Source organism: Pseudanabaena sp. BC1403, assembly GCF_002914585.1.
Taxonomy (GTDB): Bacteria; Cyanobacteriota; Cyanobacteriia; order Pseudanabaenales; family Pseudanabaenaceae; genus Pseudanabaena.
Map to the genome: position 1 here is coordinate 80,255 of NZ_PDDM01000014.1, position 25,915 is coordinate 106,169.

The window sequence follows — 25,915 nt, forward strand, 5'->3', positions numbered from 1 at the left end:
GGGTTCTACAACTTAATAAAGAATCAAATTTTTGTGGTGCGGCAAGCCGCAATACAAAAATCGCTTTTTTATTTCACTTCTGTTCCCCATCATACTTGACGTTAATACTAGCTTTTTGTTCGTACAAACGATTAAGCATTTTCGGGTCAATGTTGAAGTGATAGCATATTTTTAACAACTGATTGAGCATAGCATGACGATATATTCCCCTCTGGTGAAATCGTCTTGCGGAGGTAACAACCTTGCCTTGAGTCAGCGCTGGCTTCGAGAATTGACATAGGCGCTTGCTTAACAACGTATCTTCAAAAATATCGAGATCAGGGACATTGCCAATTTCAGCTAATACTTGGCGATCAATGAACGGACAGTGATCAAAATAAACGATTCCTTTTTGCTTTAAGCGAACATGGTTAGAGTACCAAGACGTAAAATGCAGTAACCAATGTGTAAAGTCAAAGCTATGGCAAAATGCGCCCCATTTACTTCCTGATTCTAAAGCCTGCTCAATTAGCTGTAGGGCAATACGCTCTGGTAAAAGCGTTGCTGGATGATGTAACAAAATTATGTCGCCTGTGCAAACAGCGATACCATCATTTAGTCTCTGGGCACGATTTTTGGCAAGCGACCTGATAACTTGGATCTCAGGCGATCGCGCGGCATATTCGTCCAAGACTCGATCTGTCCCATCATCACTGGCACTAACTACGGCAATAATTTCTTTTTCACAATTTTGAGGAACTAATTGGGCAATTAGATTTGTAAGAATTCGGTCTAAATAACCATGCCGAATTTCATTGAGACAGGGCAGAATTATAGATAGGCGCATATACTCTATTACCACTTATTATTCACTGGTAATACCAAAACACAAAATGGCTACGCCATTTTGTGTTTTTAAAACCCTTACTGGGTTTGGTTTTTAATTCACGAAAGTGTTGCTACACTTTTGTGGATTGGTATAAGGGAGTATATAACAGTCCTAAATCATTTGTAGATTTTTTGGGTTTGTAGAAGAACGCCATTTTGAGGTGCTCTTCTACAAACCATTTACGATTGCTATAGCAATCGCGATGTTATGATACAAACAATAATAAAGATACTTACTATGACCAGTCAAAATCCAAACCAACCTGAACAAACTGAAATACATGAAGATTATGAACAGACTAAAAATGCTTCTATCCTTATAGTTGATGATACTATTTACAATATTCAACTTCTATCCTTGATGTTAAAGAGACAAGGGTATGGAGTTCAAAAAGCTACTAGTGGATTAGAAGCATTAGATAAAGTTAATCAACAATTACCTGATATAATTCTGTTAGACATTCGGATGCCTGATATTAATGGCTATGAAGTATGTACTAGATTAAAGGCTAATCCAACAACTAAAGATATCCCAATCATTTTTATTAGTTCGATAGAAGAGTCAGCGGATAAAGTAGAAGCATTTTCTGTGGGTGGAGTAGATTATATTAGCAAGCCTTTTCAGTTGATTGAAGTATTAGCTAGAATCGAAACACACTTGCGGCTCTGTTCGTTACAAAAAAAGCTTCAAGAACAAAATGAACAGTTACAGCTATCAGCCGATGTATTATCGCGATCGCTTAGCCAAGAACGCAAGCTTAGTCAAATGAAAACAGACTTTATATCTGTCGTTTCTCATGAATTTCGTACACCATTAACTACGATTCAAAGTGCATCAGAACTGCTCGAACATTACGAATGGACAAAGGAAGAACAGGTCAAACAATTGCATCAAATTCAATCGGAGGTAAAACACATGACGGCTCTTATGGAAGATGTATTATTCCTGAGTCGAAGCAATACAAATAAAGTGAAACTAAATCTTACTAAATTCGATCTTTTAAAATTTTGTAGTCAACTCGTACATCAGATACAAATAACTTTTGCTCAAGAATATACTCTAAGTCTATCTATCTATATTTCTTCAACTAGTACATCCATTGAAAATCCTCATCTTCAAAATCCCCCACCAGAATTATTCGTGGAAATGGATGACAAATTATTACGCCAAATCTTGACTAATCTACTCACAAATGCAGTTAAGTATTCTCCAGTCAATAAAACAGTCGATTTTCAAATTACTGTGGAGCAAGAACAGGTGATTTTTGTCATTACTGATCATGGTATTGGCATTCCAGAAGAAGATTTTGAAAATCTATTCAGTGCATTCTATCGGGGTAAAAATGTAGGGATATTGCCTGGTACTGGATTGGGGTTATCAATTGTCAAAAATTGTATCGATATTCATAATGGTTCAATATCTGTAGATAGTAAGTTAGATATCGGCTCTAAATTTACAGTGATTTTGCCAGTTTCCGACGAAGTATTTCAAGCTTAATTATTCCCAGATTTTTCAATTAGACCAATCGCATAAAATGTGAATATAATTGCTGAAATTAGAATTAAACTCAGTAAGATTCTTGATTTAGCGAAATTGCAATGTCAGTTTGTGAATTGGTATTAGCTAGAGATATGAAGCTATTGCTAATCCATTGACTATATGTTACGTCTTAGATTTACTATTGATTGCTATCAGTATAATGTTGCATATATACACCAGCTAGCTAGCATGAAAAAAATCCTCCTCATCGAAGATAATCCGAACGTCTTGCTAAATACAACCAGAATGCTGCAAGCCGAAGGATACATGGTGATCAGTGCCGATAATGGACGTGCTGGTTTAGAGATGGCGCTACAGAATATTCCTAGCTTGATCATCTGCGATATTATGATGCCTGAGATCGATGGCTACGGAGTTATAGAGGCTCTGCGAAATAATCCTTCGACAACGACAATCCCTTTTATATTTCTGAGCGCTAAGTCTGACAAAAATGACTTTCGGCAAGGTATGGAATTGGGATCTGATGATTATTTGACTAAACCATTTACTAGAGATGAACTATTAGGGGCAATCAATGCTCAGTTTAAGAAACAAGAAGTAATTAATAGCTATTACAAACAAGAGTTAGCTAACTTGCGTGGCAATATATCCAAGTCGCTGCCTCATCAGCTACTATTTCCTGCGATCGAAGTCATGGGATTAGCGGATATTTTGGTCAAAAATTATCATGCTATGCAAGCCCATGAAGTCCCAGATATCGGTAAGCGCATTCGTAAAGCGGGACGAGATATGCATGAGATGGTGAAAAAATTTCTGCTATATGCTGAGTTAGAGTCAACGGAGAGCAATGCAGAATGGATTAACCAAATTCATAATAGTAAGGCAACTTTTGTTGATATTGAGATTGCAAGTTGTGCAAAAAAAATCGCTGAAAATTATAATCGCGTTTCTGACTTACATATTGATATTAATGATGCCAGTATTCAAATCTCAGACTCTTACTTAAGTGTAATCGTAAAGGAACTTGTGGATAATGCGTTCAAATTTTCTGCGGAAGGAACGGTCGTAGATGTTGTTTCCAATTGTGATGATAAGGACTATTGTTTGATTATTACTGATCATGGTCAGGGGATTGAACCAGAGCAGATTGCTAATTTTGGTGCATATATGAAGTTTGAGAAAAAGCTCTATATTCAGCAGGGGACTGGGTTGGGTTTGTCGATCGCCAAGCGATTGCTCGATCTGCATGGCGGTAGGCTAGAAATTGAGAGTGTTCCCTATGAGTTAACTGTTGTCAAAGCTTTTTTACCTTTAAGTGGTCGCAAGTAATGGTTATAAGTACTTGTGCAAAATTAATTACATATCCAAACCCGTAAAATTGCGCCTCTGTGGGGCGCAATTTTACGGGTTTGGATATGTAATTAATTTTGCCTAGCTATTTACGATTGAATAAAGAGCCAGTCTTTTGTGGCGAGGCTCCGCCTCGCCACAAAAGACTGGCTGGGATTTGAGCACGTTTGTGATTTCAATCACTTCCATAGAGCTCTATGGTCACGTTTAAGTCCTTAAAACTGTCACACTAAGCCCAGTTGGTCATCACAGACTTCTCAAGCTAATTAGTTAAACATAGGAGATGTGAAGAGCGTTCTATGTCAGCTAATTATGATTATTTTATCTTTATCTGAAATTCATTCGACTAATTTCCCAACTCCTTGGGGAAGTGAGCAAGGAATTTGCTATTTAGGAAAGACATTTTTGCCGATCAATATCCACGCAAATCAACAAGAAGCGATCGCAGCCTGTCGGCAAGACTTGGACTTGGGAATGCTCTCGATCATTGTCGATGAGGGTGATCGCCTTTCCCAGTGGTGGTATTTTTCAGAATCTTTTATATAGCTTGACTCAGCCAAATTAGGACATAAAACCGATAAGATAAGTGACGGCGCTTCGCGCCGTCACTTATCTTATCGGTTTTAAATTGATATTGCCGCGCAAGAAGGTCACTGCTTCACCTTTCAGTAAAACCCTAGCTCCGCGATCGCTAACTATAAGTTCGCCAGTTCGTGCCGATAGCTGTTTTGCCTTGAGATCGCTTTTGCCGAGACGCTTTGCCCAATAGGGAGTCAAACTACAATGGGCGGAACCAGTCACAGGATCTTCCTGTATTCCTGCTTTGGGGGCAAAAAATCGCGATACAAAGTTATAGGGGCGATCAAGATCTGCGATCGCGGTGATGATAAAGCCAAAACCATCTAGTTCGGCAATGCGTTCATATTGTGGTTGAAAACTTTGGACTGCGGACTCAGACTCTAATAAAACTGTTAAATAATCTTCAGCCTGACCCAGAATTTCATAATGGTGATCGCCAAACATCTCTGCTAATAATTGTTGCGATCGCTCTGAGCAAGTTCGATAAAAAGTAGCAGGAAAATCCATCACGATTAGCTGCTCTTCAAAGCTAATGGTTAAGTCACCACTTAGGGTAGAAAAAATAATTGGTGAATTGGTGTCAATCACCGATAATTCGCGCAAATAATGCGCGATCGCAAGGGTGGCATGACCGCAGAGAGGTACTTCCTGCTTCGGCGTAAACCATCGCAATTGGAAATGGTTCTGAGAGGAATTTTTATCTAAAGGTTTAACAAAGGCTGTTTCTGAAAGATTGATCTCAGCAGCAATTTGCTGCATTTGGGCATCTTCGGGAAATTGGTCAACTAATATCGTTGCCGCAGGATTACCGAGAAATGTTTGATTGGTGAATGCATCAATAATTGCGATCGCAAGTTGCATATATAGCCATCCTAAATGGTTTTAATTCCCCCTTGCAAAGGAGAAAAACTAGAAATCTTGTTCCCTCCCCTTTGCAAGGGGAGGGTTAGGGTGGGGTAAATTTCAAATGAGAAAACACCCTAAGGAATAGCTAAATCAGCATTTACAACTTGGCTATTAGATATTTTAAAGAAGTAATCTTTTAGTTCGGCAAACTTTGGCTCGATCGCCCCAAAAGTTAAAATTATCAACTTGTTATTACGGCGCTGTAATTTGCTATTGGCTTGAAATTTGATTTTCTTGTTTCCCACAGTCACAGTTGATGTCCATTCAATCACAATATTTCCTGCTGCCTCAGTTACAGGGGCTTTCATCTCAAAATCTGTTTGGTTGTTGTACATCTCTTTAACAATTACGGCGAAAACATCACTTAATCGATTTTCAGGAATTTCGCTTGGAGGTACAAAAATATTTACGGAAATAGTCGCTCTCCCCCCCTGTTCATTCCAAGTCAACAGTAATTCGCCCGTTTGACTCTTATCAATTAATTTCCAGCCCTTCGGTATATCTGTTTCTAGCAGCCCCGAGCGATGTTTGTATGGTTCAAGCGCTTTTATTTGTAGTTCAGGCAAATTAATCGGAGCAAGCTCAGGTTTTGGGCTAGGCGAACTATTCGGTGATGGGCTTGAGGTTGCAGTAGTTGTGGGTATTGGTGTAGGAGAAACCTTTGTAGTATCGTTTGCTGGCATAGAAAAATTACTATTGCCAGCACCAGAGTTACCACAGGCTGTAAATAAACCTGTCGCGATCGCTGTCAGCAATAAAATCGATAGCCTTCGAGAGAGAAACATAATGTTGAGTGATGTTGCGTTCTAATCAAACCCAGATAATTTAAAAGCCTTGCAAAGCAAGGCTTTTAAATTTAATCATTCATGGTTACCCATTGTGTCGCTAATCTAGCCAAACTGCAATGCTTGACCGCGCACATCAGAATTGACCTTACCATTGGCATACACTACTTGACCACCGACAATCGTTGTCTTTGCCCAGCCCGTGAGTTCCCATCCAGCAAAAGAACTCCAGCCACATTTAGTCAACAAATCTTCATTTTTTACAGGTTTATAGTTATGGAGATCGACTAATACTAAGTCGGCATCCCAACCAATCCGAATCTCGCCTTTGTTGGCAATTTTGTAACCTTTAGCAACATTTCTACTCATCCATTCACTGACCTGATGGACGGTACAACGTCCTTTCATTGCTTCCGTAAGCATTAATGGCATCGAGGTTTCCACACCAGGCATTCCTGATGGCACGTTGGCTGGCTCTAGTAATACAGTCTCCTTAGAAGATTTGTCGGATTGGTTAGATTGAATATCTTCACTGGCGGCTAGTCCTTTCTCAACTAAAGTATGCGGCGCATGATCCGTCGCAATAAAGTCAATCACGCCATCTAATAAAGCTTGCCACAATATTTCTTGATCGCGGGGCGATCGCAAGGGTGGATTCATTTGCGCTAGAGAGCCAATTTTCTCGTAAGCGCCAATATTCATCAGCAAATGCTGCGGTGTCACTTCGGCTGTCACCCATGCAGGTTTTTCTTGACGCAAAAATTCTGCCTCTTCACCTGTGGACATATGCAATATATGCAAACGTCGCTGATATTTTTTAGAAAGCTTTACGGCTAGTTTTGTAGCATTGAGCGCCGCTTGATTATCCTGAATTAGTGAATGCTTAGCAGGATCTTTGCTATCGGCAAATTCGATGCGGCGTTGAGCAATTCTTGCTTGATCTTCTGCATGAACCGCAATTAGGCGATCGCCCTGCGAAAAAATCTTATCTAACAGATCTTCTTGATCAATTAACAAATCACCATGCATCGATCCCATAAATATTTTGATGCCACAGGTGGGATTGGCATTGAGCAAATCTGGCAAAACTTCGCCAGTCGCCCCAATAAAAAAGCCGTAATTAACTACGCATTTGCTAGCCGCCCGACTAAGCTTGTCATCAAGCGCTGCCTGTGTAATCGTCAGTGGTCGAGTATTTGGCATTTCTAAAAAGCTAGTCACTCCGCCCTTCGCGCAAGCATGACTAGCCGATCGCAAATCCTCTTTATGCTCTAGCCCTGGTTCGCGAAAATGTACTTGCGGATCAATCACGCCTGCCATTAATGTCAAACCAGTTGCTTCGATAATTTCTAAAGGTTGATCATCGGCACTTAAAGCTGCGAGATCAATATGCGGTGCGATCGCCACAATTTTGCCATCCCGTACATATACATCACCTAGTAACGTTTCGCGATCGGGCAAAATAATCGTACTTTGTCTAATTAATATACTCAAAATAAAATTCCTTATAAAATTTCTTTAAATGTTTTTTGTAGGATGGGTTAGTGCAACGTAACGCATCAATTAGTCAGCAATTGGTCAGCAATGATGGGTTATGCGATCGCTAACCCATCCTACGCTTAATTCCAACAAGTAATTTTGCAAAGCATGAATGAAAATCATTGGTCTCTACTTCGCAGTCCAGCCAAATAACCATCAAGAAGAATGGCTATTCTTCGCATTCTTATTCTTCTTGACACTGGTGATTAATGGGGAATTCGGTATTAAACCGCTTGCAGAAAAAGAATCAATGGTTTTAAAAGCTCAAAATGGCGTTGCCATTTTGAGCTTTTTTATGACAAACTACTTTAGAACTGCAATGTATGTCGAAATATATTATTAAGTTAACTTTAATTTCATTCTTGGAATTTAAGTAAATGTAGTTCTATAATATCAAAGAATTATTGGGGGCGATAAATTTTTTTTGAATGTAAAATTTGGTGAATCAATCAAATATATTGTGAGTACTAATAGCAAAGATTATGTTAGCAATTAACTGCGTTTTAGATCAGAAAGTCGAAGGTATTGATCGGGCATATCTCACGGATGAAGATCTATTAAATGTAGAAAAGTTTGTTAGTGGTTTTCCATTGCGCGTGAAAACTTATAATTTATTGCGAGATCAATCAGATGAACTGGTCGTGAGATCAATAAGTCTTCTAGCTCAGCAATATCCAGAACTTGTTCAAAAAAGTTCGCGTGTTTGCAAATACGATATGTCTATTAATCTTCGATATTTAGCACTTTCAATATTGCGAGATGACGAAACTTTTTTTCGCGAAAGCTTAACTGAATGGCACGCTAACATTATCCATTCCTATGGCATTTCCAAAGAGGTTACTGTAGCCTATTGTTTGTTGCGTGATCTAACAAAAAAGATTGCTCCTCCAGAGTGTTTTAGTTTAATCAACCCATATTTTGAAGTTACTATATCTGCATTTCAGAAGAGTTCGTAGAACGATTGGGAAATGATTTTTGCACAAATTCTCATAATGGGAATGCTATTGCGAGAATTTAAAACCCTTACTGGATTTGGCTTTTAATTGTAGAAAGTGAAGTTACATTATCGAGAACTGGTATTACAAAGATTCGTAGCGAGACCTTATTATGCCAAGGTATTTATGGTAATTTACTAGCGAGAATTTTATTGGCAAGGCGGCTAACTTGAATGGTTACAGCAAAAGTTGCAACTAAGCCAACAATTTTAATAGTCCATTGAGCAATTTGAGTTTGTGGATTGCCAACTATGCTGATAGGCTGCATTCCCAGCAAAGCAACATCTCCAATGAGAGAACCCAGATAAACATACATAATTGTGGCAGGAATCATGCCAATTGAGCCTAGAATGTAGTCCTTCAAAGCCACACGGGTAACTCCAAAAACATAATTCAGCATGTTGAACGGAAAAATTGGTGATAGTCTTGTCAACAGAACAATTTTGAATCCATCGATCGCAACAGCCGCATCAATCGCTCGAAAAGTCATGTTGTTGCGAATCTTTTCACTTACCCAGCCTCGCGCAAAATATCTACCGATTAAAAAAGCAAAAATCGCGCCCAAAGTTGCGGCAACAAATACATAGATTGATCCCCATACCACGCCATATATAGCTCCACCGCCCAATGTTAATAACGATGCTGGAATAAATAAAATTGTTGCTAGATTGAAAATAACAATAAAAGCGATCGCGCCCATTGCCCCAAGCATCTTGACCCAAAGTAAGGTACTTTGAAGCAGATTAATGAATCTATCGTTGATGCTCAGTTTTTGAGAAACTGCTATCAATATAAGTACGGAAGCTATAAGAAATATAACTTTTAGCCAAAATTTCGGCGTATTAAATCGCGATCGCTTCATAAATACTTCTGGTAGCTTTCCGAGTCAAAATATTGGGCCTCAATACAAATTTTACTTTTTTGTTTTATGAAATTGCTATTTGTTTGCGGTAAAAACAGATTACGCAGCCCCACAGCAGAAACAATATTTATGAGTTATGAGGGCTTAGAGGTGGATTCAGCAGGAATAGATCGAGAAGCCGAAACACCTTTAAGTAGCGAAGCAATTATCTGGGCTGATTTAATCTTTGTGATGGAAAAATCTCATCGTAGGAAACTTTCTACAAACTTTCAGGCTTGGATTAAACATAAACGAGTGATTTGCCTAGATATTCCCGATAAATACGATTATATGGAACCAGCCTTAGTAGAGTTACTGAAAAAGAAAGTATTGCCATTGCTTGGGACTTTTTAGGTAGATTTATCGCTCCAAAAGATGAAAGGCGGCGCGAAGCGCCGCCTTTCATCTTTTGGGCTTTGGTTTTAATCCCTCAAAGTTTAGTCGCGCTGCTAGTTATACCAATTCACAAAAGTGTGGCAACACTTTCGTGAATTAAAAACCAAACCCAGTAAGGGTTTTAAAAACACAAAATGGCTACGCCTTTTTGTGTTTTGGTATTAGTGTGGATTCGCGTACATTTATGCTGTAATGACAGGTGAAGCTTGCGCTCTGCGTAACAAGCATCTGTTATTAAACTTTTTAGGCGCAAAGCGCTATATTGCAATCAAACATGGTGATTTCATCTCCTACGCCGACTTTCTTGGAAGGATATTGGCAAGACGGCTTTAGATTAGAGCAACACTTGCAAGAGTTCTTAAAACTAGATGCAGAAACGATTACCGAGAAACTGCAAAATTGTCGTTACGATTTAGAAAATTTAGGAAATACCGACTTTGACTGGGAAGAGGCAACAGCTTTTTACAAGGATAAAGTTGGTGAGATGTATTTGTTTAAACTTGGTACTTGGCATCTTGAGAGTAAGGACTACATTGGCGGTACGATCAAGCTAATTGCGGATCAAGCTAAGGGGCGGGTGCTTGATTTTGGTGGTGGCATTGGTACTCATGCGATCGCTGCTGCCATGTGTCCAAATGTCGATTCGGTGATCTATTGCGATATTAATCCGATTAATCGCGGCTTTGTAGAGCATCGAGTAGCGCAGTTAGGACTAAGCAATAAAATATCTTTTCGTTCCGAAATTCCATTAGAAGAAGCTTTGGAAGGATATTTTGATACGGTCTTATGTTTTGACGTATTGGAGCATTTACCCGATCCTAGTGGTCAGTTGATGCAGTTTCACAAGATGCTTTCACCTCAAGGAAAAATTATTGTTAATTGGTATTTCTTTAAGGGATTTGAAAATGAGCATCCAATCCATTTAGATGATCCTGAAACAGTAGATACTTTTTTCCGCACCTTACAAGCTAATTTTCTTGAGGTGTTTCAGCCTCATTTAATTACTGCCAGATGCTATCGCAAGTTGTAATTTTGTAGCTAAACCCAAAAGCCAGAAATTAAAAGGATCTCTAAGCTTTCCCATTAATTTCTGGCTTTTATTTTAGTCTTGACAATATACTCTCAAAATGAGAGTACATTGTAGGTAAGTCAAGACACTAACTAAGACATTAACTAAGACATTAACTAAGACATTAACTAAGACATTAACTAAGACATTAACTAAGACATTAACTAAGACACTAACTAAGACAGCAAAATTATGACTACCAAAAATAAATTTCAAGCTCAAAGGTATAGGATATGCGGATTTATTCTAAGAAAACACTTGATGAATTTGGGAAAATTCATGCCGACGTAGCTACTGCTTTAAATAGTTGGCATCAAGTCGCAAAATCTGCATCATGGCAAAATATTCAAGATGTCAAGAAATCTTATTCATCTGCTGATGTGGCGGGACGATTTACTGTTTTCAATATCAAAGGTAATAAATATCGCCTGATCGTCAACATTGACTATGAGAGACAAATTATCAATATCAAATATGTTCTAACTCACGCTGAGTATGACTCAGGTAGGTGGAAAAATGACCCTTACTATTAATCGAAAAGTTTATGGTGATTTGCTAGCCGAGATTCAGCCTCATGTGATTACCAATGATGCTGAAAATGAAATTGCATTGCAAAACATGGAAAGATTGCTAGCACTTCCTCATCCAACTGCTGAAGAAGAGAGGATTTTGCAATTGCTGCTGACATTGATTGAAAAATATGAAGATCAGCATTATCCAATGAATGATGCTTCACCTCTTGATGTTCTCTTACATTTAATGGAAGCCAATGATTTAAAACAAGCCGATCTAGTGAATGTGATTGGCTCAAGTGGCGTTGTCTCAGAAGTGGTAAACGGCAAGCGTCAAATCAGCAAAAATCAAGCTCAAGCGCTTGGCAAATTCTTTCACGTTGATCCTAAATTGTTCTTATAAGAAAAGGATTGCTTTGCAATCCTTTTCTTATTTATCTAGGCGGACGACGTACCATTGCCATGTACCGCGATCGCCACAATCTAGATCGCAAGCAGTTTTAATTAGACGCTGGACTTGTTCACTAATTGCAAGGTTTTGTAAATCGTAGGGTAGCGCATCTTGGATATCGATCAGCAGATCATGCAAAATTTGTTCTAATTCTGGCTGAGTGACAAACTGTTCTTGCATATCTGGAGGCAGCACCACATAAGTGTCTTCGTAGTACATCATGCTGCTTGGCATATGGTTTCTCAGCTAATATAATTTTTTGTTTAATTTAAGGATAAAAGCATTGTATTGCAATGCCTTCACTCGGTTAAAATCTTAGCATGACGAATGAATTGCCTTTAGAACAAACTGTAGAGCCAATTGAGCCAGTGCTTGAAGAGTCTATCGAGCCTAAAGAGCCAGTTGATCATGTTGAGCCAGTGCTTGAGGAATCAGTTGAGCTTGAAGAGCCAGATGAGTATATTGAGCTATTAGAACCATTGTCTTTATCAATGGATGGTTATGAGCAGCCAGAATTACCGATCGCCAATTCTCTCAAGCAAAAAGTAGAAGCAGTGTTGTATCTAAAGGGGCAACCGATGAATTTGGCTGCGATCGCTGAGGCTCTGGGTTGCGAGATCGAGGATGCAGAAATGGGACTGATTGACTTAATTACTGAATATGCCCATCGAGACAGTGCTTTAGAAATCATGGAGACTGATGTGGGCTTTTCGCTCAGACTGCGATCGGAGTTTGAGGATTTAGTACATAAACTTATCCCTGTCGATTTGGGGCGTGGTGTTTTACGGACTTTGGCTGCGATCGCCCTCAAAAAAAATATTGTGCAATCAGAGTTGATTGAACTACGCGGTGCTGGGGCTTATCAGCATGTGCAGGAATTGGTCGAGCAAGGATTTGTAAAAAAGAAGCGCCAAGCAGAAGGGCGATCGTCAGTTTTACAAGTAACTACCAAATTTCATCAATACTTTGAAATCGATGATTTGACTAAGTTGATTTAGGCTCATGTGATATTCATATCCTCATTAATAAAGGCGGAGCGAAGCTCCGCCTTTATTAATGAGGGTTTTATGTCCTAAGCAAAGCTTACATTGCTATAAAAAAGGTGATGTTTATAAGCAAAATATTTTCGACTGTTTTGCAAATACCAGAAGCATTGTAACAACGCCTAGCGATCGCTAAGCAATTCTTCTTGCTTCAACGGTCTTTGGTAAACTTAGCGGTTCCTCTAGGTTTCCAAAGGCAAGCTCCCACCCGTTTGCTAGCGTCATCACCTTGCCATCAGTGGTTTCTTCTTCTTTGACAACTTCCTCTTCTAAATCTTTTTTAGCAACATAGACCACTAGATGACCGATGTTATTCCGACGTAGCATGACTTTCATGGAATTTTCCTTGATGATTTTAGATGTAAATGGGCACAAAGCACCCACTCGCATTATTCGACGATTTCTAATTCTTTTTGACGACAGCCGATGATATGTCCTGTATAGAGAAAGTGGACAGAATAGATATAGGAACTTTGGAGGAAAGTCCCAATATTCACCACATAGCCAACTTCTCCTTTCTTAGCAAGAGTTTCACCAATCTCCTTTCCAGGAAAAGTACCATCATTGCGAATTAATTTCTTGATTCTGACCTTTTCGCCAATCTCAAAGGTTGGAGGACTATCAAGTTCCACATCGTTATACAGCATGGGCAAATCTCTCTGATTGAACGAGGTTAAGCAATTCCTTAGAAGTGAGACTGCGCTTGACTTGGATCGATCGCTGACGCACTGCATCTAAGACTGATTGCGCTTTCTCTTTGGAAATATCAACACCCTGCTGCTGGAGTAAACTTGCTACGAGATGACGACCTGAATGTTTACCAGCAACAAGATGACGCTTAGCGCCCACTTCATCGGGATTAAACGGCTCATAGCTGCTAGGATTTTTGAGAACTCCTGCGGCGTGAATACCCGATTCATGGCTAAAGGCGTTGCTACCGACGATCGCTTTCCAAGGTGGTACAGGATTTTGCGAAGCGGTCGCAACTAATTGCGAGAGTTCCCAGAAACAACGGGTTTCAATACCTAAATCAATACCATGAATTTGTTTGAGCGCCATCACCACTTCTTCTAGAGCCGCATTGCCTGCCCTCTCGCCTAAACCGTTCACAGTGGTATTTAGCGATCGCGCTCCTGCTTGCATACCAGCGAGAGCATTAGCAGTAGCCATGCCTAGATCGTTATGGGTGTGCATCTCGACGGGAATTGAGAGGGCATTGACCAGTAATTTAATCTTGCGATAGGTATTAAATGGATCGAGAATGCCAACGGTATCGCAAAAACGGAAACGAGAAGCACCCCATTGTTCTGCTGAAGCTGCTACTTCTAATAGAAAACGATCGTCAGCTCTAGAGGCATCAGCACCACCGACGGACACATATAAACCATTATCAAGGGCATAGGTAATACTTTCTTGCAGACGTGTTAGTACAGTTTCCCGCTTGCCGTCAGCCATTAGCCCAATCTGTACATCAGAGACAGGTACAGAAATATGGACGCGCTTTAGCCCACAGGCGATAGAGGCTTTGACATCAGAAATTGCCGCACGATTCCAGCCGAGTAATTTTGCTTTGAGTCCTAAGTTATTAATGGCGGCGATCGCTTCGGTTTCAGCCCCACCCATTGCAGGGATTCCAATTTCTAATTCTTGTACGCCAATGCGATCGAGGAATTTGGCGATTTCGATTTTCTCTTCAATGCTAAACGCTACACCAGCAGCCTGTTCGCCATCTCTCAGGGTTGTATCGTTAATTTGAATGTCAAGCATGATCGTCCTCCTCTTTCTGTACTTTCTGCTGTGATTGCGTTCGTCAGATAAGCAATATGAATGAATCTGTCTACGGTTTGAGGTGAGATCCCCCCCAGCCCCCCTTATGAAAGGGGGGAGAATTTAATTAATTCTTTTCCCCCCTTGTAAAGGGGGGTTAGGGGGGATCTTAAATCTAGCGAATCAAGTCGTAGGAAATGTCGGTCTTTGATGGAATGATCGTGTTGCGATCGAGTTCATCGAGGAGAGTATTCACAATCCAGTTGAGTAGATTGATTGCGCCTTGATAACCGTAGGTCGAATAGCGATGTAGATGATGGCGATCGAAGATAGGATAGCCAATGCGTACCAAAGGAGTCTTGGTATCGCGCCATAGGTACTTACCGTAGGAATTGCCAATCAAGAGATAAACTGGCTCGGTGAAGAGGAGCGATCGCAAGTGCCAGAGATCCTTACCACCCCAGATCGTGGCATTCTGACCGAAGGGGCTAGAATCTAGCAGTGCCCTTAATTCGCCTTCAAAGTTAGCGTTAGAGTTGCTGACGACAATATGAATTGGTTCTGCACCAACTTCCAAGAGGAACTGAACTAAACCAATTACCAAGTCAGGATCGCCATAGAGGGCAATGCGCTTGCCATGCAACCATGCTTGAGAATCTGTCAGAGCATCAACGGCGCGACCTCTTTCATCTTCCAATTCCTTAGGAATGGGCTTGCCTGTTAGAGCCGAAAGCTTCATCAAGAATTCATCAGTACCGCGAATACCGACGGGACGGCTGACGTAGGTCTTTTGATTCCACTCAGTTTCGATGTATTCTCTAGTCTTGGTGGTCGCGTAAGATTGGAATGCGATTGTCGCTTCAGCATTGATTGAATCAGCAGCATCCTCTAGCTTGGTTCCACCTGGATACATTTGGTATTCACCCGTGTTAGGTGAATCCAAGTATTCAGAGTTATCCGCAAGCAAGGTGTAGTTAACATCCATTAAATCAGCATAGCGCTTGATTTCACGAAGGTTGCCAATGTAGGTTTCAAATCCTGGGATGAAGTTAATCTTGCCGTTGGTGGTTTCTTGCTTCTTACCTGCGGTCAGGTTCGAGAGAATACCCTTGATCATGTTGTCATAGCCTGTGATGTGAGAACCAACAAAGCTAGGCGTATGGGCATAGGGAACGGGAAAAGTTAGAGGAACTGAATTGGCTGCCTTCGCATTGGTGATGAATGCTTGTAAGTCATCACCGATTACTTCTGCCATACAGGTTGTGCAGACTGCAATCATCTTGGGCTTGTAGAGATTGTAGGAAGTTGCCAAGCCTTCAATCATATTCAATTGTCCGCCAAAAACCGCCGCATCTTCTGTCATCGAAGAGGATACTGCTGAGAATGGCTCTTTGAAGTGGCGCGTAAAGTGACTGCGGAAATAGGAAACACAGCCTTGAGAACCATGAACGAAGGGTAATGTAGCTTCAAAACCAACTGCTGCAAGGATGGCTCCAAGGGGCTGACAAGCTTTAGCAGGATTGACAGTGAGGGCTTCACGGGCGAAATTCTTTTCGCGGTATTCCCAACCCTTTGTCCAGTCAGCAATCTTAGCAACTTCTTCGGGGCTATGCCCACCTTCAAATTCTTTCTTTGCTTGAAATAGCTCTTGGTATTCGTCTTGGTGGAATAACCGAGCGTGATCTTGAATGTCGTTAACGTTATTCTGGGACATGATTTTAATTCCAATCTAGGTGAAAATCAATGTGAGTGAAAGATTCTTGAATGAGAATGGGTTTGAAAAGTTTGTAACCCTCACTCATGAATTTCTGTTAAATGCAGAGGTTTGATCCCCATGCCCTATCGGGCATCCCCCTTGTAAAGGGGGGCTTAATTGAATTAATTCTCCCCCCTTTACAAGGGGGGCTGGGGGGGATCTAAACTTCCGCAGTTTTCCAAGGAGTGCCAACTAAGCTCCAAGTGGGGCTGTTGAGGGCAAGATCCATATCACGGGCAAAGATTGCGAAGCCGTCATAACCGTGATAAGGACCAGAGTAATCCCAAGAGTGCATCTGACGGAAAGGTAGTGCCATCTTCTGGAACACATACTTCTCTTTGATGCCAGAGGCGATCAGATCAGGCTTCAGTTCTTTGACGAAGGCTTCAAACTCGTATGCCGAAACATCGTCATAGATCAGAGTGCCATTCTCAATGTAGTGAGTGGTGCGCTTGTAGTCGTCGTTGTGACCAAACTCGTAGCCCGTACCAATCAACTTCATGCCAAGATCGTGGAACGCAGGAACAACGTGGCGAGGACGTAATCCACCAACCATCAGAGCTACGGTTTTACCTTCTAAACGTGATTTGAATTTAGCAAGGACAGCATCGGTCTGAGCTTGGTATTTCGCAATCACTTCTTCGGCTTTTGCTTGAATAGTTTCATCAAATTTAGAAGCAATTTCTCTGAGTGAGGCAGCGATTTGGGTGGGGCCAAAGAAGTTGTATTCTAACCAAGGAATACCATAGGCTTCTTCCATGTGACGGCTGATATAGTTCATAGAGCGATAGCAGTGAACTAGATTCAGTTTTACGGAAGGAGTGTTGATCATCTCATTGAGAGTTCCGTCTCCTGACCATTGGGCGACAACGCGCAAGCCAATTTCTTCGATCAAGATGCGACTAGACCAAGCATCTCCACCAATGTTGTAGTCACCGATAATGGCAACATCATAGGCGGTACTATCTGGAATATTACCTTCTTTCTTGTTTTTGTCGAATTGTGGGAAAACCCAATCACGTACTGCGTCATTGGCGATGTGGTGTCCGAGGGATTGCGATACTCCACGGAAGCCTTCACAACGGACAGGTACAACAGTTTTGCCGATTTCTTTAGCAGCCTTCTTAGCTACTGCTTCAATGTCATCTCCAATCAAACCGATTGGGCATTCTGATTGAATGGAAACACCACGATTGAGAGGGAAGAGTTCATCTAACTCGGTAATCAGTTTCAATAGTTTTTTGTCACCACCGAAAACGATATCACGTTCTTGGAAGTCAGACGTGAAGTCCATCGTGCCGAAGGAATCAATACCAGTTGTGCCGATGTAGTAGTTACGGCGACCAGACCAAGAGTAGTAACCACAACCAACGGGCCCGTGACTGATGTGGATCATGTCTTTGATTGGTCCCCAAACTACACCTTTAGAACCAGCGTAGGCGCAACCACGGGTGGTCATTGAGCCAGGGACAGATTTGACGTTGGATTTGACACCACAATCAGACTTGCCTTCTTCAAACACGTTGAGGTGCTTTTCGCGTTTTTTCTTGGCTTTGTCTGGATATGCTTCGATGACTTCTTTGATGAATGCCTTGGTCTCAGGAATGTCATTAACAGGTGTTGTAGCGGTTGGAGGTGTTAATGTAGCGGATTCTGGAGGTGTCATATTAGCCTCAAGGAAAAGGGTAAAAGGATTGAGAGTCACTCTGTGCAGGCTGAGCCTGCACAGAGTCGAAATTATTAAACTAGAGCAAGTTCTTCTACGGGAACTTCATCGGCAGTCTTACCAACGAGATGCTCGAATGCTTTGTCATCGCCAAGAATACCGAACTCAACTAAGAGGTCTTCCAATTCGTCCATGGTGATTGGAGTAGGAATTGTGAAATTGGTATTGTGGTAGATTTTATCGGCAAGGGTGCGATATTCTTGGGCTTGAGGGTGATTAGGCGCATATTCAATCACAGTCATGCGGCGCAGTTCAGCATGTTGAACCACGTTGTCGCGAGGTACAAAGTGAATCATTTGGGTGTTCAAGCGCTTGGCAAGAGTTTCAATCAACTCAAGTTCCCGATCGCATTTACGGCTATTGCAGATCAAGCCGCCTAAACGCACACCACCAGAGTGAGCATATTTGAGAATACCGCGAGCAATGTTGTTAGCAGCGTACATTGCCATCATTTCGCCAGAGGTGACGATATAGATTTCTTGCGCCTTGCCTTCACGAATAGGCATTGCAAAACCGCCACAAACAACGTCGCCTAATACATCATAGCTAACGAAGTCGAGGTCTTCATAGGCTCCATTTTCTTCCAAGAAGTTAATGGCGGTGATGATGCCACGTCCAGCGCAACCAACCCCTGGTTCAGGGCCACCTGACTCTACGCACTTAACGCCTTTGTAGCCAGTGAGTAGGACTTCTTCAAGTTCGACATCTTCAACTGCGCCACGCTCAGCAGCAAGGTGGAGAACGGTGGTTTGGGCTTTGCTGTGGAGCATCAAGCGGGTGGAGTCAGCTTTAGGGTCGCAGCCTACGATCATAATGCGATCGCCTTGGGTGAGATCGGCTAAACCTGCAATTGTATTTTGAGAAGTTGTAGATTTACCGATACCACCTTTACCGTAGAAGGCGATTTGTCTTAATGGACTCATGAGAATTTCTCCTTATTAAATCAAAGAATGTACTGTAGTTTGGAAGTTAGGACACTTGAGAAAGGTCTTAAGGAAGTTCTTTCTCGGTTTTTAAAGCGATCGCTGTCTTCACAGGAGGAGAGCGCTCGACTCTAAGTATGGAAATGTTGAATAAGTAAGGGTTCATTGGTTTTGGGTTGAAAATTACTGGCTCCCCCCTTCCCCCCTTGCAAAGGGGGGAGATTAGAATTATCTTCTTCCCCCTTTACAAGGGGGATTGAGGGGGATCTTTAGAAACTTTTAAACTGCTTCAACGCTGAGGCTGGAGAGAACGCGATCGCGTAGTCTTACTTCGATCGCATCTTTTAAAGTAGCGGTGCTGCTAGAGCAGGAACTGCAAGCACCTTTGAGAATGACTTTGACGATATCGCCATCGACATCGAATAGTTCGACATTGCCACCGTCTGCGATGAGCATGGGGCGGACTTCATCGAGAATTTCTTGAATCTTGGTGATCTTCTGAACAGTGGTTAACTTACGGCTGGTTTGTTGAATGCGAGTAAGTTCAGCTTCCACTCTGGCAGTTGTCGCTTCCTTATCTTTTTCTACTGTGGTGATAATGTCTTCAATCCCTGCGAGACAGGAACCGCAGGAACCACCAGCTTTGATGTAGTTGGTAACTTCTTCAACGGTAGTGAGATTATTCTCAATGACGATGCGGCGAACGCGGTTATCACTAACTCCAAAGCATGTGCAGAGAAGTGCGCCTTCATCTTCTTCATGATGTTCAATCTCTATGCCGCGATACTTGTAAATAGCCGCTTCTAGGGCTTCTTGTCCCATTACGGAACAGTGCATTTTTGCTTCAGGTAAGCCGCCTAAGTAATCGGCGATGTCTTTATTGCTTACTTTAAGAGCTTCATCTAATGTAAGTCCTTTTATCATTTCTGTCAAGGCAGAAGAAGAAGCGATCGCACTGGTGCATCCAAAGGTTTGGAAGCGAGCATCAAGAATGCTATCGGCAGGAACATCAATCTTGAGATGTAGTCTCAGAGCGTCACCACAGGCAATGCTGCCGATTTCGCCGAATACAACTGCAATATCTGTTTCGTCAGTAATTTCTATCGCTCCTTGATTCTTAGGATTGTAGAAGAGGTCTAATACTTTATCGGTGTAGTCCCACATGGCAGTAAGTAAAAAGATAAAAGGTAAAAGTGAAAATAGAAAGCTAGTAGTTGGAATTTCAAGATCAAGTAAATTCAGGTAAGAGAAAAATATTTTTTCCTTTTTCCTTTTTCCTTTTTACTTGACAAGAGCCTCTTCTCTCTCTTGCAACCAACCCGCAGCATCGCTATTAAAGGGTGATAAAGCACGGAGGCGATCGATGATGCTGGGCATGACTTCTAGGACGTGATCAATTTCGGCATCGGTGGTATAGCGGGAGAGGCTGAAGCGGATGGAGCCGTGGAGAATTGTGTAGGGGAGTCCCATTGCGCGAAGCACATGGGATGGTTCGAGGGAGCCAGAGGTACAGGCGGAACCAGAGGAGGCGCAAATACCATAGCGATCGAGGGATAAGAGAATTGCTTCTCCTTCAATGAATTTGAAACCGATGTTGGTGGTATTAGGCAAGCGATTTTTAGGATCGCCGTTTACTTCACAGTCGGCAATGGTTGAGAGGAGAACCTTTTCTAAGCGATCACGCAATTTCTTTTCATGCTGTACCGCATTTGGCAGATGGATTAACTCCAATTCCGCAGCTTTACCGAGGGCAACGATACCAGCGACGTTCTCAGTTCCTGCTCTGCGCCCGCGTTCCTGATGTCCGCCAAGAATGAAGGGGCGGAAGCGGTAGCCACGACGGACATATAATGCGCCAACGCCCTTGGGTGCGTGCAATTTATGTCCAGAGAGGGTCAGCAAATCAATCGTACTATTTTTCAGGTTGAGAGGGATTTTGCCAACCGCTTGCACCGCATCAACATGGAAGGTTGCACCATATTCCTTTGCCAAAGAGCCAATTTGCTCAATCGGGAAGATTGTGCCTGTCTCATTGTTGGCATACATCGTGGTTACCAGCGCTGTATTACCAGTGAGAGCCGCCTCCAACTCTGATAAATCAATCAGCCCTTTACGATCGACCGAAAGATAAGTGACGGTATAACCTTGCTTCTCTAACTGTTTGCAAACATTCATCACACAGGCATGTTCGACTTGGGTGGTAATGATGTGTTTGCGATCGCTTTGAGCTGCAAGAGCTGCACGAATGGCAGTGTTGTTTCCTTCAGAGCCACAACTGGTGAAGATGATTTCTGAAGGCTCGGCTCCGAGGAGTTCGGCAACTTGCGATCGCGCTGTTTGAATCGCCTTACCTACTTGTCCACCAAAGGTGTGCATACTCGAAGGATTGCCATAGTAGGTGGTCAGATAAGGAAGCATTGCTTCAACAACGAGAGGATCGATTCGGGTTGTCGCGTTGTTGTCAAGATAGATTGTCTCTACGCTCATGCTGTCACTTCCTGCCATCTTTGGGCTTTTGCCTGAATTTTGGTTTGCAAGTCTGCAACTAAGCGATCGTGAGTGGCAAACCATTTTTCCCAATAGGGATTAGAGTCTTTAAGCATTACCAAATGCTGCTGATCGCTGGGAATTACACCAAAAATGTAATTGCTAGAACAAGCTAAAATACCTTGGGACAAACTGGACTGAAGACAGCTATTGCAGAGGTTCTGTTCAATCAAGTAACGTCCATTCGCATCCTGTTGAATCGCTCCCTTAGGACAATGGGATTGGCAAACTTCCCAAGAGATATATTGTTGGTCAACTGTGTAAGGCATGGCTAGACTCCTGTTGTTGTAGAAATTTAGGAAACTTAGCGTAAAGGCAGTTATGACAAAGATTCTGATCGATTAGATAATGTCCGTTAGGACTTTTTTGAATAGCTGCTCTTGGACATTGGGAAAGGCAAACTTCCCAGTAGATTTCTTGATTTTCAAGCTTATAGGGCATGACGATACTCCTGATAGCTGTAGATCTTGTTAGTAGGAAACTTAATAGGGAGCTTGTTCTAGAAGCGCTTCTTTTTGGAGAAACGTAGCGTAGAATTCCTTCGCTACGGTATCGATCGCATCGTAGGCCTCGACTGGTTCGATGCCTGCTTTGCGAAGACTTTCTTGAGGACAATTACCAACTTTGGAAGTTAGGACGGCTTTGCAATCGGCAATAGAAGAGATGATTTCTTCGAGAGTTGCTTCTTCGCCGTAGCCGCTTTGGCAATATTGGTCAATCTTGCGATGTCCGACGAATTTTACTTCAGTAGCATCAACTTCATAGATTTGGAACTCTTTAGCATGACCAAAGTGTTGATTGACGATACCACTGCCTTTGGTAGTCACAGCTACAAGGATTTTGGGAGTCGCCACTGTCTTTTGAATGTTGGTGACTTTGGCTTTCTTCTCTTGCAATTCTGCTTTTAAGAGATCGATGCCAGCGTGAACTACTTGACGAGCTTCTAAATTGTAGGTGGGAGTCATTTCCATGAATTTATCTTTGGTAAACTCTTGGGAACGATCTTCACCTAGTAAACCGACAGCATCGGCACGACATTGACGGCAGTGGCGCATCATCTTCATGTTGCCTTCAGCGCAGCTATCCTGAAGCTTTTTCAATTCCTTAGGATTGGGACCACGTTGTCCAGTCAAACCGAAGTGTGTGCCATGTTCAGGAGCCGAGATGAGAGGCATAATATTATGGAGAAATGCTCCTTTCTCACGAATCACGCGACCAACTTCTACGAGATGCTCATCGTTAATTCCGGGAATCATTACCGAATTAACTTTGCAAAGAATGTCTGCTTCTTTGAGCATATCCAAGCTTTCCATTTGGCGCTGGTGCAGAATCTGAGAAGCTTCTACACCTGTGTAACGCTTACGGTTATAACGAATCCAAGGATAAATTTTGGTTCCAATTTCAGGATCGACCATGTTAATCGTGATGGTCACATGATCGATATTTAACTTCTTGATGCGATCGACATATTCGGGAAGCATCAATCCATTAGTTGAGAGACAAAGCTTAATATCTGGAGCTTCTGCCGCAATCAACTCAAAAGTACGGAAAGTCTTTTCAGGATTGGCTAAAGGGTCACCCGGCCCCGCAATTCCCAATACGGTCATTTGGGGGATTTTGCCGCCAATTACCATTACTTTGTGAGCTGCTTCTTCGGGAGTTAGTAGTTCGCTAACTACCCCTGGGCGGCTTTCGTTGGCACAGTCATATTTGCGATTGCAGTAGTTACACTGAATGTTACAAGCGGGAGCTACGGCAACATGCATCCGAGCATAATGGTGGTGAGCTTCCTCGCTATAGCAAGGGTGCTTCGCAATCCGCTCTTGCATACTTTCACTCAAGGCATTTTTTTGGGCGCTTTTGTTAGAAGTTTGGGAACCTTTTGAGCTACTACAACCACAGCTTTCTGATTTTTTGGATTTTGCTGGAGTTGTTGCAATCTTATTCTCAACGGGGGAGGCAATGAGAGCTTGTGTCGGGGGTGTCATTGAGGCTTCCTGATAAGTGGACTGCGGTCAACATGCAAAATTTATAGCAGCCACTATCGAACCGTTCAGGAAAGCGATCGCGATAAGATTTATTAAATACATTAAGCTTGTACTCAAAATCCACACCCTAAACTGCGCCTACATTTAAGCAATTTTGAAATTTTTTTTGGGGTAGGGGTACGAGTATTTAGATGATGGGGGTTAGGTATTTATAGGGTGGGGGTACAGTTTTGCTTGTACTCATAACAAATCTAGTTATATCAAGCTATACGAGCAAAATTTGAGTGCTAATTGTAAGCACTTTTTTATGTACTCAAAAAAGATGCCAATTCTTATAAAAAATATGAGATTAATGGCTGATAAGTATGTATAGAATTCTTTTCAGATGTTTTAATACCTATAATTAAGGCAGTTAATTTTGTATCTAAATTATCATTCCTTCGATAATCTGTAGCAAAAGGATCAAAATTTTTTAACAATTGTCAGGAGTTGCTTTCTTTCGGTAAAAACTGATTTTAAACGTATCTATATATACAGATCTAAATCCAAAAAGTTTAAATTTATTTCTTGATTTTTGAGAGATAGTACAGTAGAGTAATGAATCGTAGCTATTAATACAAAATCTTCTTTGCTCAACAGGAATTGGCTCATTTCTGAGTACCTATGAGTACAATTTAATTTTGCTTGTTTTGTTGCCTTCAAACCCTTATCTATGCTTGCGAGTAGCATTTAATCTTTAAGAACAGAATTAGTAGAAATGGCTGTAAAAATACTTATCCCTATTCCCTTAAATACTAGCCCCCCCTCTCAAAAATACTAGTACCCCTATCCCAAAGGAAAAGTCAAACTCTCTAGGAGTATGGCTTTAGACCTCTGAGTACTTTCCTAATTAATTTAATAAATCTTATCCGCAGCATTCTTTTTCGTTGGATTGGCAGTACCTGATATAAGCAAGAGGACAGAACTCCGCACCTCTTAACTGTCAGAGCCTGCAATGCTGCAACCCATCTCTCACCTAGACACTTTGGATAATCAAGAAATCGATCGCATATGCGCCACAGCATATCCATCGGATTTCCCAGCCAAATCATCTGCACATTCACTCTGGCAGTTTTATCAGTTGCAAGTTTCCCAGCAATGGCAACAGGTCACCCAAGTTCTACAGGTGATCAAGGCGGATTTCCAAGCGATCGCCGATCGCGATCCTGCTGCTCATCATTGGCTAGAGATTTTATGCTGCTATCCAGGGTTACATGCCTTAGTAATCCATCGCTTTACCCATTGGTTACACCATCGCCAAATTCCCTTACTCCCAAGGTTGATTGCCTACTGTGCGCGATTTATCACGGGCATTGACATTCATCCTGCTGCCAGCATTGGCAAAGGGGTATTTATCGACCACGGCATGGGTGTAGTGATTGGTGCAACTGCGATTGTTGGTGATTATGTACTGCTCTATCAAGGTGTCACCCTTGGCGGTACAGGCAAAGAAACTGGCAAGCGTCACCCAACCATCGGCAACCATACGATCGTCGGTGCAGGAGCTAAAGTCCTCGGCAACATTCAAATTGGTGATTATGCTCGCATTGGGGCAGGCTCAGTTGTGCTACGTGACGTCCCAACCCATACCACCGTTGTGGGTGTCCCTGCTCGTATTTGTCGTACTAATCAGCCAGCCTCGTTAGGTCAAGCAAATCAAGAACAGTTGGCCGATCCATCGGCTGACATGTTACAGGCTTTGCTCCTTCGCATCGAGCGACTCGAACAACAGCTTTCAGACAAAATTTCCTAGAAGTAAAGATGAATAGCTCTTAAAAACCTAAAAAAATAGAGGAAACGATCATGACGGAAACCCTAGTTGTCAGTTGCTTGGTGTTAATCACCACATATTTTCAAGATTACATGATGCGTCGAATGCTCAATGTCGATGAGCAAGACTCCCAACGTCAACCTAAATAGTTCCTAAATTCCTCAACCCCTAGTTATTCACAGAGTCGATACTGCCATGACTACCACTAGATTTTTCTCCACACTGACCGAGCAGAGTAAACCCAGTAAATCCTTCGCGATCGATATTTTCTCCCCTCTGCGCCAATGGCTAAATCAGATTGAATTTAGCGATCGCCAATTCGCCGAGAAAATCTGCCATCTCATCCCTGCCAGTTGTCCCTTTGAACGCGATGTTAGTGCTTTTGGCTATACCTACCATATCCCAGCCCTCTGCAAGATCAATCCTGTATTTGAGGAAGTAGTAAACCTCCGCTTCCGCGCCCTAACCTACCTCTCCGAACTCCCCTGCTAAATCCCAATCCCC

General features: G+C 42.0%; 28 protein-coding genes. 12 read left to right on the plus strand and 16 right to left on the minus strand.

Going from position 1 to position 25,915, the window contains the following annotated elements:
• Positions 1 to 73: 73 nt before the first annotated feature.
• The gene (locus CQ839_RS13930; protein WP_103668884.1) at positions 74 to 826 is read right to left on the minus strand and encodes a glycosyltransferase; all 753 of its coding nucleotides are present in this window, start codon (positions 824 to 826) and stop codon (positions 74 to 76) included.
• A gap of 279 nt (positions 827 to 1,105) precedes the next feature.
• On the opposite strand from CQ839_RS13930, the gene CQ839_RS13935 reads away from it, so the two are divergent.
• The 3 genes from CQ839_RS13935 to CQ839_RS13945 all read left to right on the plus strand — a co-directional run bounded on the left by CQ839_RS13935 (position 1,106) and on the right by CQ839_RS13945 (position 4,264).
• Positions 1,106 to 2,365: a hybrid sensor histidine kinase/response regulator gene (locus CQ839_RS13935; RefSeq protein WP_181016199.1), complete on the plus strand. Its 1,260-nt coding sequence runs from the start codon at positions 1,106 to 1,108 to the stop codon at positions 2,363 to 2,365.
• A gap of 231 nt (positions 2,366 to 2,596) precedes the next feature.
• Positions 2,597 to 3,697: a response regulator gene (locus tag CQ839_RS13940; RefSeq protein ID WP_181016200.1), complete on the plus strand. Its 1,101-nt coding sequence runs from the start codon at positions 2,597 to 2,599 to the stop codon at positions 3,695 to 3,697.
• A 333-nt stretch (positions 3,698 to 4,030) separates the two neighbouring features.
• Positions 4,031 to 4,264: a hypothetical protein gene (locus CQ839_RS13945; RefSeq protein WP_103668887.1), complete on the plus strand. Its 234-nt coding sequence runs from the start codon at positions 4,031 to 4,033 to the stop codon at positions 4,262 to 4,264.
• Between the two features lie 63 nt (positions 4,265 to 4,327).
• On the opposite strand, the gene CQ839_RS13950 is transcribed toward CQ839_RS13945, so the two are convergent.
• The 3 genes from CQ839_RS13950 to CQ839_RS13960 form a co-directional block, all read right to left on the minus strand.
• Positions 4,328 to 5,158: a PhzF family phenazine biosynthesis protein gene (locus tag CQ839_RS13950; protein WP_103668888.1), complete on the minus strand. Its 831-nt coding sequence runs from the start codon at positions 5,156 to 5,158 to the stop codon at positions 4,328 to 4,330.
• Positions 5,159 to 5,277: 119 nt separating this feature from the next.
• The gene (locus CQ839_RS13955; RefSeq protein ID WP_103668889.1) at positions 5,278 to 5,988 is read right to left on the minus strand and encodes a hypothetical protein; all 711 of its coding nucleotides are present in this window, start codon (positions 5,986 to 5,988) and stop codon (positions 5,278 to 5,280) included.
• A 105-nt stretch (positions 5,989 to 6,093) separates the two neighbouring features.
• Positions 6,094 to 7,482 carry a dihydroorotase gene (locus CQ839_RS13960; RefSeq protein WP_103668890.1) on the minus strand — a complete coding sequence of 463 codons (1,389 nt, stop codon included), beginning with the start codon at positions 7,480 to 7,482 and terminating at the stop codon, positions 6,094 to 6,096.
• Between the two features lie 157 nt (positions 7,483 to 7,639).
• Here CQ839_RS13960 and CQ839_RS13965 point away from each other — a divergent pair, with 157 nt between their 5' ends.
• A complete protein-coding gene (locus CQ839_RS13965) occupies positions 7,640 to 7,870 on the plus strand; it encodes a hypothetical protein (RefSeq protein ID WP_103668891.1) in 231 nt (76 codons plus the stop codon).
• A gap of 139 nt (positions 7,871 to 8,009) precedes the next feature.
• Complete coding sequence (locus CQ839_RS13970) at positions 8,010 to 8,483, plus strand: phycocyanin (protein WP_103668892.1); 474 nt, start codon at positions 8,010 to 8,012, stop codon at positions 8,481 to 8,483.
• A gap of 163 nt (positions 8,484 to 8,646) precedes the next feature.
• Here CQ839_RS13970 and CQ839_RS13975 read toward each other — a convergent pair whose 3' ends face one another.
• Positions 8,647 to 9,384: a TVP38/TMEM64 family protein gene (locus CQ839_RS13975; protein ID WP_103668893.1), complete on the minus strand. Its 738-nt coding sequence runs from the start codon at positions 9,382 to 9,384 to the stop codon at positions 8,647 to 8,649.
• 66 nt (positions 9,385 to 9,450) lie between these two features.
• Between CQ839_RS13975 and CQ839_RS13980 the strand changes: the two genes are divergently transcribed.
• From CQ839_RS13980 to CQ839_RS13995, 4 genes are all read left to right on the plus strand, one after another.
• Positions 9,451 to 9,777 (plus strand): low molecular weight protein tyrosine phosphatase family protein, encoded by a 327-nt coding sequence (locus CQ839_RS13980; protein WP_103668894.1) that lies wholly within the window; start codon positions 9,451 to 9,453, stop codon positions 9,775 to 9,777.
• Positions 9,778 to 10,096: 319 nt separating this feature from the next.
• Positions 10,097 to 10,849 (plus strand): class I SAM-dependent methyltransferase, encoded by a 753-nt coding sequence (locus tag CQ839_RS13985; protein WP_374937746.1) that lies wholly within the window; start codon positions 10,097 to 10,099, stop codon positions 10,847 to 10,849.
• Between the two features lie 272 nt (positions 10,850 to 11,121).
• Positions 11,122 to 11,421 (plus strand): type II toxin-antitoxin system HigB family toxin, encoded by a 300-nt coding sequence (locus CQ839_RS13990; RefSeq protein WP_103668896.1) that lies wholly within the window; start codon positions 11,122 to 11,124, stop codon positions 11,419 to 11,421.
• Positions 11,405 to 11,803 carry a type II toxin-antitoxin system HigA family antitoxin gene (locus CQ839_RS13995; protein WP_103668897.1) on the plus strand — a complete coding sequence of 133 codons (399 nt, stop codon included), beginning with the start codon at positions 11,405 to 11,407 and terminating at the stop codon, positions 11,801 to 11,803. The genes CQ839_RS13990 and CQ839_RS13995 overlap by 17 nt, the downstream gene beginning before the upstream one ends.
• Before the next feature lie 27 nt (positions 11,804 to 11,830).
• On the opposite strand, the gene CQ839_RS14000 is transcribed toward CQ839_RS13995, so the two are convergent.
• Positions 11,831 to 12,085, minus strand: a complete 255-nt coding sequence (locus CQ839_RS14000; RefSeq protein WP_181016201.1) for a chlororespiratory reduction protein 7 — start codon at positions 12,083 to 12,085, stop codon at positions 11,831 to 11,833.
• Positions 12,086 to 12,171: 86 nt separating this feature from the next.
• Here CQ839_RS14000 and scpB point away from each other — a divergent pair, with 86 nt between their 5' ends.
• Positions 12,172 to 12,849 carry an SMC-Scp complex subunit ScpB gene (gene scpB / locus CQ839_RS14005; RefSeq protein ID WP_219817784.1) on the plus strand — a complete coding sequence of 226 codons (678 nt, stop codon included), beginning with the start codon at positions 12,172 to 12,174 and terminating at the stop codon, positions 12,847 to 12,849.
• Between the two features lie 177 nt (positions 12,850 to 13,026).
• Here scpB and nifT read toward each other — a convergent pair whose 3' ends face one another.
• The 10 genes from nifT to nifB all read right to left on the minus strand — a co-directional run bounded on the left by nifT (position 13,027) and on the right by nifB (position 23,601).
• A complete protein-coding gene (gene nifT / locus CQ839_RS14010) occupies positions 13,027 to 13,230 on the minus strand; it encodes a putative nitrogen fixation protein NifT (protein WP_103668969.1) in 204 nt (67 codons plus the stop codon).
• A gap of 53 nt (positions 13,231 to 13,283) precedes the next feature.
• The gene (locus CQ839_RS14015) at positions 13,284 to 13,541 is read right to left on the minus strand and encodes a nitrogen fixation protein NifZ (RefSeq protein WP_103668898.1); all 258 of its coding nucleotides are present in this window, start codon (positions 13,539 to 13,541) and stop codon (positions 13,284 to 13,286) included.
• A complete protein-coding gene (gene nifV / locus CQ839_RS14020) occupies positions 13,531 to 14,661 on the minus strand; it encodes a homocitrate synthase (protein ID WP_103668899.1) in 1,131 nt (376 codons plus the stop codon). The genes CQ839_RS14015 and nifV overlap by 11 nt, the downstream gene beginning before the upstream one ends.
• A gap of 175 nt (positions 14,662 to 14,836) precedes the next feature.
• Positions 14,837 to 16,375 (minus strand): nitrogenase molybdenum-iron protein subunit beta, encoded by a 1,539-nt coding sequence (gene nifK, locus CQ839_RS14025; protein ID WP_103668900.1) that lies wholly within the window; start codon positions 16,373 to 16,375, stop codon positions 14,837 to 14,839.
• A 202-nt stretch (positions 16,376 to 16,577) separates the two neighbouring features.
• Complete coding sequence (gene nifD, locus CQ839_RS14030) at positions 16,578 to 18,083, minus strand: nitrogenase molybdenum-iron protein alpha chain (RefSeq protein WP_103668901.1); 1,506 nt, start codon at positions 18,081 to 18,083, stop codon at positions 16,578 to 16,580.
• 74 nt (positions 18,084 to 18,157) lie between these two features.
• Entirely contained in the window at positions 18,158 to 19,066 is a 909-nt protein-coding gene (gene nifH, locus CQ839_RS14035) for a nitrogenase iron protein (protein WP_103668902.1), read from the minus strand.
• A gap of 279 nt (positions 19,067 to 19,345) precedes the next feature.
• Complete coding sequence (gene nifU, locus CQ839_RS14040) at positions 19,346 to 20,230, minus strand: Fe-S cluster assembly protein NifU (protein WP_103668903.1); 885 nt, start codon at positions 20,228 to 20,230, stop codon at positions 19,346 to 19,348.
• Positions 20,231 to 20,347: 117 nt separating this feature from the next.
• Entirely contained in the window at positions 20,348 to 21,553 is a 1,206-nt protein-coding gene (nifS, locus tag CQ839_RS14045; RefSeq protein WP_103668904.1) for a cysteine desulfurase NifS, read from the minus strand.
• Positions 21,550 to 21,882, minus strand: coding sequence for a hypothetical protein (locus tag CQ839_RS14050; RefSeq protein ID WP_103668905.1), 333 nt, complete (start codon positions 21,880 to 21,882; stop codon positions 21,550 to 21,552). The genes nifS and CQ839_RS14050 overlap by 4 nt, the downstream gene beginning before the upstream one ends.
• Positions 21,883 to 22,095: 213 nt before the next feature.
• Positions 22,096 to 23,601, minus strand: coding sequence for a nitrogenase cofactor biosynthesis protein NifB (nifB, locus tag CQ839_RS14055; protein ID WP_103668906.1), 1,506 nt, complete (start codon positions 23,599 to 23,601; stop codon positions 22,096 to 22,098).
• A 994-nt stretch (positions 23,602 to 24,595) separates the two neighbouring features.
• On the opposite strand from nifB, the gene cysE reads away from it, so the two are divergent.
• Both cysE and CQ839_RS14070 read left to right on the plus strand, forming a co-directional pair.
• Positions 24,596 to 25,393, plus strand: coding sequence for a serine O-acetyltransferase (gene cysE / locus CQ839_RS14065; protein WP_103668908.1), 798 nt, complete (start codon positions 24,596 to 24,598; stop codon positions 25,391 to 25,393).
• A gap of 213 nt (positions 25,394 to 25,606) precedes the next feature.
• Positions 25,607 to 25,903: a Mo-dependent nitrogenase C-terminal domain-containing protein gene (locus CQ839_RS14070; RefSeq protein ID WP_103668909.1), complete on the plus strand. Its 297-nt coding sequence runs from the start codon at positions 25,607 to 25,609 to the stop codon at positions 25,901 to 25,903.
• Positions 25,904 to 25,915: the final 12 nt, after the last annotated feature.